General features: G+C 55.1%; 12 protein-coding genes. 6 read left to right on the forward strand and 6 right to left on the reverse strand.

Going from position 1 to position 12603, the window contains the following annotated elements; all coding sequences use genetic code 11:
* Positions 1-48: 48 nt before the first annotated feature.
* Entirely contained in the window at positions 49-1476 is a 1428-nt protein-coding gene (gene amt, locus G5168_RS04815; protein WP_266134591.1) for an ammonium transporter, read from the reverse strand.
* Between the two features lie 504 nt (positions 1477-1980).
* Here amt and G5168_RS04820 point away from each other — a divergent pair.
* Complete coding sequence (locus G5168_RS04820) at positions 1981-2904, forward strand: GGDEF domain-containing protein (protein ID WP_421251901.1); 924 nt, start codon at positions 1981-1983, stop codon at positions 2902-2904.
* A gap of 91 nt (positions 2905-2995) precedes the next feature.
* Here the strand turns inward: G5168_RS04820 and G5168_RS04825 are convergent, their stop codons facing one another.
* Positions 2996-3619: an outer membrane beta-barrel protein gene (locus G5168_RS04825; protein ID WP_266134616.1), complete on the reverse strand. Its 624-nt coding sequence runs from the start codon at positions 3617-3619 to the stop codon at positions 2996-2998.
* A 251-nt stretch (positions 3620-3870) separates the two neighbouring features.
* Between G5168_RS04825 and G5168_RS04830 the strand changes: the two genes are divergently transcribed.
* The gene (locus G5168_RS04830; RefSeq protein WP_227341498.1) at positions 3871-4509 is read left to right on the forward strand and encodes an exopolysaccharide biosynthesis protein; all 639 of its coding nucleotides are present in this window, start codon (positions 3871-3873) and stop codon (positions 4507-4509) included.
* 66 nt (positions 4510-4575) lie between these two features.
* Here G5168_RS04830 and G5168_RS04835 read toward each other — a convergent pair whose 3' ends face one another.
* Entirely contained in the window at positions 4576-5631 is a 1056-nt protein-coding gene (locus tag G5168_RS04835; protein WP_227341499.1) for an amino acid permease, read from the reverse strand.
* A gap of 690 nt (positions 5632-6321) precedes the next feature.
* Positions 6322-7212, reverse strand: coding sequence for a sensor domain-containing diguanylate cyclase (locus tag G5168_RS04840; RefSeq protein WP_159158084.1), 891 nt, complete (start codon positions 7210-7212; stop codon positions 6322-6324).
* A 349-nt stretch (positions 7213-7561) separates the two neighbouring features.
* Here G5168_RS04840 and G5168_RS04845 point away from each other — a divergent pair, with 349 nt between their 5' ends.
* Together G5168_RS04845 and G5168_RS04850 are read left to right on the forward strand one after the other, a co-directional pair.
* Entirely contained in the window at positions 7562-7879 is a 318-nt protein-coding gene (locus tag G5168_RS04845; protein WP_058056329.1) for a DUF6968 family protein, read from the forward strand.
* 23 nt (positions 7880-7902) lie between these two features.
* Positions 7903-8538 carry a Vat family streptogramin A O-acetyltransferase gene (locus tag G5168_RS04850; protein ID WP_421251902.1) on the forward strand — a complete coding sequence of 212 codons (636 nt, stop codon included), beginning with the start codon at positions 7903-7905 and terminating at the stop codon, positions 8536-8538.
* A gap of 89 nt (positions 8539-8627) precedes the next feature.
* Here the strand turns inward: G5168_RS04850 and G5168_RS04855 are convergent, their stop codons facing one another.
* Entirely contained in the window at positions 8628-9209 is a 582-nt protein-coding gene (locus G5168_RS04855) for a penicillin-binding protein activator LpoB (RefSeq protein WP_106844168.1), read from the reverse strand.
* 287 nt (positions 9210-9496) lie between these two features.
* Here G5168_RS04855 and G5168_RS04860 point away from each other — a divergent pair, with 287 nt between their 5' ends.
* Complete coding sequence (locus G5168_RS04860) at positions 9497-9910, forward strand: GNAT family N-acetyltransferase (protein ID WP_421251903.1); 414 nt, start codon at positions 9497-9499, stop codon at positions 9908-9910.
* Between the two features lie 4 nt (positions 9911-9914).
* Positions 9915-10415: a hypothetical protein gene (locus G5168_RS04865; protein ID WP_421251904.1), complete on the forward strand. Its 501-nt coding sequence runs from the start codon at positions 9915-9917 to the stop codon at positions 10413-10415.
* A 208-nt stretch (positions 10416-10623) separates the two neighbouring features.
* Here G5168_RS04865 and G5168_RS04870 read toward each other — a convergent pair whose 3' ends face one another.
* A complete protein-coding gene (locus tag G5168_RS04870; protein WP_421251905.1) occupies positions 10624-12447 on the reverse strand; it encodes an AIPR family protein in 1824 nt (607 codons plus the stop codon).
* Positions 12448-12603: the final 156 nt, after the last annotated feature.

Raw genomic sequence — 12603 nt, forward strand, 5'->3', positions numbered from 1 at the left:
TAAAAAAACCGCCGGTTCCGGCGGTTTTTTGTTGTCTGGCATTCGGGATTACATGCTGTAAGCCTTCTCGCCGTGGGAGGTGACATCCAGCCCTTCCCGCTCGGCATCGCCGTTCACCCGCAGACCCACCAGCATGTCGACCGCCTTGAAGGCAATCGCCGCCACGGCACCGGACCAGAACAGGGTGACACCGACCCCGATGGCCTGGATCTTCACCTGAGTCAGAATGGAGTAGCCATCGGCAACCTGATTGGTGACATAGTCCCACACCCCGGTGCCGCCCAGATCCGGGCTGGCAAAGACGCCGGTCAGCAGGGCGCCGAGAATGCCGCACACCCCGTGCAGACCGAAGACATCCAGGCTGTCATCGGCCCCCAGCAGACGCTTGAGACCGTGGACGCCCCACAGACCGGCCACACCACTGACAAGACCCATCACCAGCGCGCCACCGACACCGACAAACCCGGCCGCCGGGGTGATCATCACCAGACCGGACACCGCTCCGGACGCCGCACCCAGCAGGGAGGGACGCCCCTTCATCACCCACTCGGCCAACGTCCATGACAGAGCTGCCGCAGCCGGTGCCACCCAGGTGTTGATAAAGGCGAGCGCAGCCACCCCGTTGGCTTCCAGCGCGGAGCCCGCGTTGAAACCGAACCAGCCGAACCAGAGCAGGGAGGCACCGATCATGGTCATGGTCAGGCTGTGCGGGGTCATGGGATCACGACCGTAGCCCAGACGCTTGCCCACCAGATAGGCACCCACCAGACCCGCCACAGCGGCGTTGATGTGCACCACTGTGCCGCCTGCAAAGTCCAGCGCACCATGCTGGAACAGATACCCGGCAGTTGCGGTCGCGGTTGCTGCGGCTTCGGCGCTGGTATAGGCATCCGGACCCGCCCAATACCACACCATATGAGCCAGCGGGATATAGGCGAAGGTGAACCAGATCACCGAGAAGAGCAGCACGGCGGCAAACTTGATGCGCTCGGCAAACGCCCCCACGATAAGGCCGCAGGTGATGGCGGCAAAGGCCCCCTGGAACACCACATAGATCAGCTCGCTGATCCCGACACCCTTGCTGAAGGTGGCGGCGATGGAGTCAGGGGTTACCCCCTTGAGCAGCACCTTGCTGAAGGAGCCATAGAAATTGCCCCCCTCGGTAAAGGCCAGCGAATAACCGTAGATCACCCAGAGCACGCAGATGAGGCAGAACAGGGTAAAGACCTGCATCAGCACGCTCAGCATGTTTTTGGCCCGTACCAGACCACCGTAGAAGAGGGCCAGACCGGGGATCGACATCAGGATCACCAGGGCCGCCGAGAGCAGCATCCAGGTGTTGTCACCCTTGTTGATTGTCATGGCGGCAACCGGAGCCACCGCCGCCTGTACCTGAGCGACCTCTTCGGCCCAACTTGGGGTAACCAGCAAGGCAGGCAACATCGTCAGACCCGCCATCATCCATTTTTTGACCATAGAGCACTCTCCTTCCCTGTCGTACCGGTACAAGACCGGCTCCGTTTCCCTGATTGAATCTGTGGCGAACCGCAAGGTGTTGCTGCAACCCGCCAGAATCACACCCGCGCCCGGCACGGGGATGCCTCTTGCCACTTCCTCATCACTGCGTCTGCCGCCGATGAGCGCAAGAGACCGTCTGACATGTAAAAAGCATAAAGTGGGCCATAATTTTAAATCCTTAAAAATCATTAAATTAACTATCTCAGCTATCGCTAACGCACCAAAATGGCGCACGCTCTGCGCTAACCGGTACTGAACCGCCCTGTCACAGGGCAGGGCATGGCCGGCGCACCACAAATGCGCAAATCCTGAACCAGCCCACAAGCTGAAGCCCTCGATATCGCGCGCTGCGGGCCAACTCGTTTACACTGGCAGACCAGCCGTTTCTGTTATCCGACTACGGCATACCATTACGCAGTGCCTTGTTTGCAACGTGATGGCGGGCCCAATCCGAGGAACACCATGCAGTTTGATCGTCTCGATATCAGCCTCTCCCACTACCATCAGCTCGATCGGGAGCATCGTTCCCACATCTTGTTGCTGGGGGGATTGATGCTGGCCATCATGACCCTTCATCTGTTGCTGCTGCCCCACTTCCCCTACGAGCGCTTTTACGCCGTCAGCTTTGGCTTCGAGGTGATCAACTGGCTCACCATGCTGTTCCTGTTCTGGGTGGTGCAGTGCGCCCACCTGCCCACCCACACCTACCGCATGCTCTCCTGCGGTCTGATGCTGTGGATCATGGGGGCCACCGCCGACATCATGGATGAGCTGGTGGCGCAGCCGCTCTGGCTCGCCATCTATGCCGAGGATCTGCTGCGCTCCAGCGGCATCCTGCTCAGCAGCATCGGCATCCTGAGCACCATGCACCACCTCTTTCATATCAATACCCGGCTCAGAGAGCAGGCGCTGTTTGACGATCTGACCAAGCTGCCAAACCGGCGCTACTTTCATCAGCAGCTGTTTCTGGAGCAAGGGGTTTGCCATGCCCTCATCCTGCTGGACCTGGATCACTTCAAGCGGATCAATGACAACTACGGCCACGATATCGGGGATCGGGTGCTGCAGCAGTTTGGCGAGCTGTTGCAACAGCACTGCCCACCGGGTGCGCTGGCGGCCCGTGTCGGTGGTGAAGAGTTTGCCCTGCTGCTGCCCGTCGCTCACGAAGCCGATTTGCAGCAACTGACCAACACCCTGCTCACTGCGACCCGCACCATAGCCCCCGACCCGACCCATACCATGACGGTCAGTCTGGGAGTGGGGATCCGCGAGCCCAAGGAACCGGCCGTCTCGCTGTTCAAACGGGTGGATCAGGCGCTTTATGGCGCCAAGGAGGCGGGTAGAAACTGCGCGGTATGGGCGACGCCGACTAATAAAGAGGCGTGAAGAGCTGCCGGTTGATTGCCGGTCACTGCGGAACATTGCTGCTGAAACAGGGGCCCAGGGGCCCCTGTTTTATGGGGGGAAATCCCCCCGCCTAAAAGCGGAAGGTAAGACCGAGATTGGCCTGCCACTGGGTCACCAGCTCCCCGCGTACCTTGAACACGCACTGCTCCGGGTTGCAGAGAAACTGGTTGTTGTCGTTAACCAGCGAGCCATAACCGCGCACCTCGGCCCGCAGCGCCAGATGCTCGGCGAGGCGCGGTTGCACCCCGAGCGCCAGCGACATGGAAGGGGTCACCTCGCTGTCGTAAGCGGCAAAGCGGGTCACCCCGATCCCGGCGCCGATATAGGGCGCCATCAGGTTGTCAGAGAGGGTCAGAGCACCGGCAAAGTGCAGGATGTCCACCGTCAGGCGATCCGGCTGGTCGGGAGAGAGGGTGGTGGACTGATGGCTGTAGAGCAGCTCGATCATGCCCGGATCATCCACCTCCTTGCTGATAAAGAGACCCCAACTGCCAGAGCCCTGCCCCTGCAGTGAATCGAGCGAGGCCGAGCGCGAGACCGGCTGCACCACCTCGTCACTCTTCTCGAAGTCGATGGCTGAGCTGTAGCCGAAAAACGGCGTCACCTGCCAACCGGATGTGGTTGCTGCCTCACTACTCCAGGCCTGACCCAGTGGCAGCAACAGCCCCATCATCACTATCCCGGCTCTCTTCATCATCATCCCCTGCTCCCTGTGTGATTGTGCAGAAAGCATACCAGAGGCGTCCTAGGCCCATCCTAAACGGCGGCTGTACCGGATCACTTTCATGGGGGGGATCACACTCATCGATGGCGCGGCAAAGCAGTACCATTGTGGCCTTGCCGTACTCCCCGCCACCATTCATCGACGGTTAACCTCTGCCACGTATGCTGGCGCCAAAGCGGGTCATAGGGACCAGTCATCACCACTCAGAAGGACATCAGGGAATGGTTGCCGCGCAACTTCACGACCCCCAAACCACCCTCGCGGATACCCTGCGGGCCACCGCGCACGCCATCGACGAAAGCCACATCAGCCTGCGCCAGATGCTGGAGCTGGTGGGCGAACAGGGCATGCTGCTGTTTTGCGTGCTGCTCACCGTCCCCTTTCTGTTGCCGGTCTCCATTCCCGGGGTCAGCACCCCGTTTGGCCTGCTGATCCTTTTTATCGGTATAGGCATCACCCTCAACCGGGTGCCCTGGCTACCCGCCATCCTGATGGAGCGCCGCTTCGCCGCCGACCAGCTCAAGCCGACCCTGCACAAGGGGGCAGATCTGCTGGCCCGTGTCGATCGCGTTATCCGCCCGCGTCTGCTGGTGCTGACCGGCAGCAGCACGGTCAACCGCTGCAACGGTCTGCTGATCATGCTGGCCGCCCTGCTGCTGATGCTACCCCTGGGCGCCATCCCCTTCACCAACGCCATGCCTGCCTGGGCCATCCTGCTGCTGGCCACCGGCATGTTGCAGCGGGACGGTCTGTTCGTTGCCAGCGGCTATCTGCTGGTAAGCGCAACCCTGGTCTGGTTCAGCGTGCTGGCCCTCGGCTTGCTGATGGCGGGCCAGAGCGCCACCGGCCTGCTCGGCTAACCCCGATGCACAGAAAAAGGGCGACCAGATGGTCGCCCTTTTGGATTTGTGCGGGATACTGCCCGGTCAAAGCAGATCGTAGATAAGGGCCGAGATGGCAAGCAGCCCCATCACCAACACAAAAAGGGTACTCGGCCCGCGATAACGCTTGAGTGCGGGCAAGCGATAGATGGAGCAGGCTGGCAGCAGAAACAGGATCACCGCGATCAGCGGGCCACTGACGCGCTCGATGATGTCGAGCACATTGGGGTTCAGATAGGTGATGAGGGCGGTCACCATAAACAGGATCACCGACGACACCCGGGCGATGGTCGACTCCTTGAGGGAGAGCCCCAGCCCCTGACAGGCACCGCTCACCATGCTCACAGTCCCCTCGCTAACCCCCATGGAGGTGCCGAGGAAGGATTTGGACATGGCCAGAATGGCGATAAGCGGCCCTACATAGGCGATCAGCGGATTGGAAAACTTGTTCGCCAGCGCCGACAGCACCGAGATATTGTCGGTGCGGGCCAGCGCCATCTCGGCCTGACTCAGGCTCATCACGCAGCTCACCACGAAGAAGAGCACGCTGCCGCAAATCAACATGCTGCTGTACTTGATGATCCGCTTGGCACGCAGGTCGGCACTCTCCTGACAGCGCTTTTTCTGCGCCGCACTGAAGGAGGAGATAATGGGCGCATGGCTGAAAGAGAACACCATCACCGGCACGATCAGCCAGAGGGATTTCCAGAACGCCGGGTCACGCCACTCCACTGCCTGACTCTCTGTGAAATAGGAGAGGCTCCACTGGGGCAGCAGATAGATGGAGAGGCCAATCAGAAAGGCGACCATCGGCAGAGCCAGCACGCTGATGGCCGACACCACGATCTGTTTGCCGGCCAGCAGGATCAGATGCAGACCCAGCATCACCCCCAGCACCAGCAAGCCGCGGGGAAGCGCGGCATCCCCCAGCTGATGTACCACGAAGCTCTGGATCGCATTGGTGATGGAGATGCTGTAAACCAGAATGATGGGGTAGAAGGCCATCAGATAGACCAGCATCAGCAGCTTGCCCGCCCTGGCACCGAAGTGCTCCTCCACCACATGGGTGATATCCCCCTCCTTATGGGAACTGGAGAGCACAAAGCGGCTCAATGCCCGGTGGGAATAATAAGAAAGCGGAAAAGCCAGCAATAATATAAACAGCAAAATAACCGGGGAATTACTGCCGACAGTAATAGGGAGAAATAACGTACCGGCACCAACAGCAGTGGCATATAAGCCCATGGTCCATACCGAATCGCTTTTCTCCCATTTCAATTTTGAAACAGGGTGACTCTTTTCAGCAATAGAAACACTCATTGCAATATATACCTTATTAGTCTGTCATCATTATTTTTATTGGCCCGAATAACAGGCTGGCGATATGTCATGGCAGATCGCCCTGTTCGTGAAAGAACAACGCCGCCAGTAGCCAACAGGGCCACCGGAGGGAAACGGAGCTGCCACGCTACCATCGTTGAAATCGCCAACCTGGTCAAGGTTAATAATTCATGACCGTTTGAATCGGATTGTTTCAAAAGACAATGAAATGTGTCACATTCGTCATCCAGAACCAGATCCAAACCCTTTTGATAACATACCGATAAAACCTCATCCTGTTGCCCAACAACACAAATAAGACCAGCGATCAGGCCGATAATATTAACACCTTAAGCTGTGGAATATCAGTGAAATAATACGGCCAACTTTTCTACTAATTGACAGTGATGTCAGCCAATTTATTTATGGCAAAAGGAAAGGTGATGTCTGCCAATAACAGGACCAATCAGCTCAGCGTGCCGGGCAGTGTGCCACCCGGTTGCGCCCTGCCCGCTTGGCCTGATAGAGCCACTCGTCGGCCCGGGCCAGCGCCTGATTGATCTCCTCCTCCGGCTGCACCAGGGTTGTGCCCAGACTGACCGTGATGGCGACCGGATCGGCAGGCAATGCTTCGACAGCGGCACGGATCTGCTCCGCCATCTGCAGCAAACCGGCCTCATCGATCCGTGGCAACAGGATAAGAAACTCCTCGCCGCCGCTGCGCACAAAGAGATCGTCCGCCCGCAACAGGGCATCGATGCAGCCACTGAATCGCTGCAAGGCCCGATCTCCCTGCTGATGGCCGTAGTGATCGTTGATCTGCTTGAAGTGATCGATGTCGAGCATGATAAGGCCACAGGGCGCCTCCCCTGTCCGCAGCGGCTGGCAGTGCTCGAAGAAGAAGCGGCGGTTGTAGAGACCGGTCAGCTGATCGGTCTCGCTCTGGCGCTGCAGTCGCTGCTGCAACTCGTACTGGCGGGTAATATTGCGAGTCACCCAGGCCACCGCCCGCTTGCCGTCATAGAGGGAGGGCAGCGGGGCAATCTTGCCCTCGAAGCGTTGTACCCCCTGCGGCCCGACGGCGGCATTGATCCCCCCCACCTCGGCTGCTGATAGCTCATACTCCACCACCCGCACCTGACCGCTCGCCAGTGACTCGGCAACCTGTGCCTTGACCCACATGGCCATCTCGGGTGGCAGCACATCGGCCAGTTGCTTGCCCGCCAGCGGATTGCCATCGTGATAGGATTGCTGCTCCATGCCGCCGATATATTCCACGTAATAACCATCTTCACTGAGGATGAAGATGGGATCTGGCAGTTGGGCCATCACTTCATAAAGCTGGGTTACCGAAAGCGCCACGGAGACTCCTGTACGTTAGGGTCAAACAGGGGGAAGATATTCTGCCTTAAAAGGACTCACTCGCCCTCATCGGCAACGGAGAAAAATCTGCCGTCATAGCCAACAATCCTTTACATCTAGCAGCATGCGGACGTCTCGGCCAGCAAGGATTGCCTGCGCCCACCGCCGCTCTGACTTGCGACCGTTCGCAGTGGCGGATGGCCCCTCCCTCGCTCAATGATATCTCATTGTTTCAACTCACAAGTTCATTTACGCTGGCCGTCACGAGTCCAGTTTTCACCTCATCAGCCATCAGGAACGCCAGCCCCCAGCAACCGCAGGGGCTGTACCACGGAAAAGGAATCGCCAGATGAAAAACGCCATCGTTACCGCCCGCTTCGACGCTATCAGTACCGAAGGGGAACAGCTCACCCTCAAGATCGCCATCAAGGCCCCCGAGCCGGATCCCAAGTCCGCCAGCGGTGACTGGCGCTGCAAGGTGAAGCTGGCGGGGCTGAGCGACAAAACCTTTATCTACGGCATCGACAGCCTGCAGGCCCTGAGCCTCGCCATCAAGTTTGTCGAAACCGAACTGCGCGCCTTCTCCGATGCGGGCTGGCAATTCTATCTGCCTGGCTGCCCCGATCACCCCATCGACATGAGCGCCTGCTACTTCCCGGCGCTCTAGCCCGGCCAACCCAAGGAGCCCGGATGCACGGACCCGATCCCGCCAATCCCCACCCCATGGCCGGCTTCCCCCAGGTGTGTTTTATCAAGAACACCATCAAGGGGCCCAATATCGAGGTGGGTGACTACACCTATTACGACGACCCGGAGGATTCGGCGGGCTTCGAGCGCAACGTCCTCTACCACTTCCCCTTCGTCGGCGACAAGCTCATCATCGGCAAGTTCTGCGCCATCGCCCGCGGGGTGAAGTTCATCATGAACGGCGCCAACCACCAGACCTCCGGCTTCTCCACCTACCCTTTCTTTATCTTCGGCAACGGCTGGGAGCATGCCGCACCCGCCCCGGGCAGCCTCCCCTACAAGGGGGATACCGTCATCGGCAACGATGTCTGGATTGGCTATGAGGCTCTGATCATGCCGGGGGTAAAGGTCGGCAACGGCGCCATTATCGCCGCCCGCTCCGTGGTCACCGGTGACGTGCCCGCCTACGCCGTGGTCGGCGGCAACCCGGCCAAAGTGATCCGCTACCGCTTCGACGACGACACCATAGCCCGTCTCAACGCCATCGCCTGGTGGGACTGGCCGGTGGAGCAGATCAGCCGCAACCTGCCGCTTATCAGCGGCGGCGAGATAGCCGCGCTGGAAGCGGCAATCCGCTAGAGACAAGCCCCATCAGGCATAGGGCCAGAAATGAGAAGAGGGTTGAGCGCACAGGCACTCAACCCTCTTTTTGATTGGTCGCAGACCGCTCAGTGGCTGGCGGAGCGACTACCGCTCCAGATCAGCTCGCCGCTGCGCAGCTCCATCAGGGTCATCGACAACCGATAACGGCTCCCCTCTGTCACCAGATCCCCGTAGAGCATGTAGCCGGCGCCGGTCTGACGGCCAAGCCGCACCAGGGAGGCCGGGTTCATCCTGCCCTGCTGATACTCAAGCTGGCCGGTGATGGCTGCCACCTGCCCTTGGTCGACAAAGTGAAAACCGCTCTTGCTCTGGATGAGCTTGCTCATGGCCGCCGCCATGGCGCGGGTGTCCACCGGCTCGCCGGTGCCGTTCTGGGGCGGGGTGAGCAGCAGCACCGGCTGACCGGTTTGCGCCAGCTCCCGCACCTCGGGGGCCTGCACAAAGAGATCGGCCATGGCCTGCGCCAGTCCTGTCGGCGCCACCGGCTTGGGCTGAACGTCCCCGCTATCCGGTTTGGTCACCGGCTTGTCCGGCTGGCTCACTGGCTGATCGGGTTCACTGACAGGAGCCTGAGTACCACCGTAGGGATTGACCGCACAACCGCCCAGCAGCAGGGCCCCCACCATCAACAAGGAACGCAGCTTCATCTTTTCTCTCCGCCAGAAATCCGTAAACGGGCATCAACACATGCCCGCATGGCGGAGCCCCTGCCCCGCATCCTCCTTATGCTAGGGACAAACCCCGGCGGGGTCGATACGCCCACCACCACAGGGCGACAGAGACTGGCGAACCTGGGCCCACGAAAAAGCTGGCACGGCTCCACCCGATTCCGTTAGGGTAGTGTCGGTAAAACATCAACAGTAACGCAGCGGTAAGCCCGGCGCACAACACGTCGCAACCCGACAGAGATCATCACACTCAAGCAGGAAGCACTATGCAACTCACCCCACCCCAACCGCCTCAGAACGATGAGATCGAAGCGCTGCGCATTGGTCTCTCGGGCTACAACAAGGAACACGCCGGTACCCATCTGCGCGAGCGGATCGCCAGCTTTATCAAGGATGAAGAGGGCAAGGTACACGGCGGCATCATCGCCGACATCAAGTGGGGCTGGCTGCATGTCGACTGGCTCTGGATCGATGAAAGTATCCGCCGCGATGGCTGGGGCGGCCGCCTGCTCGGCGCCATGGAGCAGTACGCCCAAAGCAAAGGCATCAGCAACTACCATCTGGAAACCACCAGTTTTCAGGCCCTCCCCTTCTACCAGAAGCAGGGTTACGAAGTCTTTGGCCAGCTGCCCGATATGCCGCCGGGGCATATCAGTTACTTTCTGAAAAAGCAGTCATAAGCCGATGAGCAGCCGCAACAGCCCTGTAATAGACAAGGCACCGGGTAGCAGGTGTCTCTCCTTCTACAGACGCCTTGCCTTGCTCTTTGCGCTGCTTGCAACCAGCTCCAGCGCCCTTGCCCTGTCACTGCACGATCTGGATCCGGCGTTTGAGCGTTGTGAAGCGCTCAAGTCACAACACGGTGCCACACTGCCCGCGCAAAGCGACCCCTTCTGGTCACTGGAGAGGGAACAACAGGCGACCGTGCTGATCTATCTGCACGAAAAAAGCATGGAGCGCTGCACCTCAGCAGAAGTGGATGCGCTGGCGATCAAGGCGTTCCATCGGGCGGTAGAGGGTGATAGCACTTTTCTGAACACTTTGATCAAGGCGAGGACCACCACGCTCACTCCCGCCCAGCAAGCCCAGCTACAGAAGATTGGTCAGGCAGAACTGGACAGATTGGTTGGGATGAAGGAATTTGCTCTGCCATTCTCGTTAAGTAATTACCTAAAGCAACTTTGATATAGACAGAAATCGACAATGCACGAGGCGACTATCTATTCTTTTGAGCCAAAAATCCAACCCTAACCAAAACAACCATCTTCACTTTGGCTATTTTTTGTTGATGTAAACTACCGAAAAGTTTTCGCTAAACCAAATGAAAACATTTTATTTGGTGATGGGCGAGCAGAGTGGCTCGCCCTTGCAAGGAACGGACTAAACCACCTCCTTATAAAATTGAGGGGACTTGCTCATTTATACATCGAGAAAGTATTGCATTAATTTCATCTCGCCTTAAGTCCATGAAATGGATAAATTCTTTCTCAAAACGGCTATGTCTTAAATATTTTTCTAATGAAAAATGTCTAGTTGGAAGGCCTGTTTTTCTATCAACCTTATGTATATAACCTGCAGAATCAGGATTTTCTTTTGCCGTTGAAATAAAAAATCCCCATACATCCTCAATCACCGGAATTGAAGACTGAATAGCATCGTCATTACTAGCATCCTTTGAGTTAACTAAAAACTCGGTTGCAATAAAGACCTTAGCATATAAATCCTTTCTTATTTTCTGAGAGTGCGCGTTGAGACCGATAGACAGCGCATTATGGACTTTAATCCCTGTTGATGCTCGCTCTATCTCTCTATCTGTGATTTTTTCCAATGATGGAAATTTATTTTTCTGGAATAGTCTTTTTTGAAAGCCTAGGTTAATTTTCCCATTAGATGCGAAAAATACACGCCAGAAAAAATTTCGTTCAATCACTTGCTCTTTCTTAATATAACCATCTTTTAGCCCATCGGAAAATTCGCCACGTTTCCTCTCGTATAGTAATCCAACGACATTAAATACTTTATTTTGTAAATTTTTATGATATTCATCGTTTGAGAATTTATCAGCATTTATAACTGGCGTTTGTTTATTCGTGGCAACCGAGATCTCATCTATAAGCTGTAGTTTCTTTTCTACTTCACATTCAGATACAGTGATAACCTTCAACATTACTTCTTTATTATTAAACACATCTTCCGCTTTGGCTTCATTTTCTTCTAGAATGCGGCTTAAAGTAAAAGATGTTTGCCCACCATTTATTATTTGTGGGTTTTTCACTCTAAGCTGAGCTTTGTTTTTTTGCCCAATTTTTTCATTAATATTTGTTTCCTCTGACAACATGGTTATTCCATTATTGTAGAGGGCGAACTCATTTGTGTTAGATCCAATTATAGTAGTATGGATTGCATCATTCACCGCTCGACCATCCATATCAAGATAACTTCTAGGATTATATTTCAAAATTGCATTCTTATATTTACGCATCATTTTTGCGATTTCTATCGCTGGAACAAAGAGAACTGTTATTTCACACTCACTATATTTCGTCTCTACGGAATAACTTATTTTGCTACCGGAACTTTTATTAGACAGGTCAATCGGTATTATTATATCACTAGCCGTAAAATAGTTTCCAGTGAGTACCGGAAATAGCAAGCCATTATACGTTTTTTCATAATCAAAAACATCCACAGGATATCCATCAGTCAACCGTTTTAGTTGATGTACAGAATAGCCTCTTAGATTTGCTAATATCACCACTTGATACTTATATCTGGCTATATCACTTATGTTAGAAATCTCCCGCTGTAATTGTTTTATCTTACCATTGTAAGTATTGCCATGTTCATCATTCTCCTCCCCTTCTAGAATCCTGCTAATATCCATTGAGAGAATTTCGTCAAGGCTTATTTCTTTATTTTCAAAGTTGTGTGAATTGGCTCTGAACTTAGACTGGATTAAATATATAACCTTGTTATCTTGATCAATGTGATAGCCATCAATCCCCCCATCATATCCTTTATCTGTTAGCGTATGCTCCCTCTCTGAAAAATCAGTTATTCCGAAACTAACTTTCAAATACAAATGTATAAAAGCCCTAGCTCTACACTGATTTATTTTTTCTATATCAGTTTCATTCTTATTATATAGCTTGCTATATTTATCAGGTGCCTCTTTAATTATTTGATCTAACACAGATATTAGATAACCATAATGCATATGCTCTCCTTGCAATGTTTACATATAAATACTTCTAAGTGACAATCTACTCTACACCCGATTTATAAATGAATGAATATCTAGACTCACATAACTCAAAAAACACTTTTAATAACGTTTAGATAATCTCATCTACATAGACAAAGCAAAGCGGCA

Source organism: Aeromonas sp. 600724, assembly GCF_049175135.1.
GTDB lineage: Bacteria > Pseudomonadota > Gammaproteobacteria > Enterobacterales > Aeromonadaceae > Aeromonas > Aeromonas veronii_A.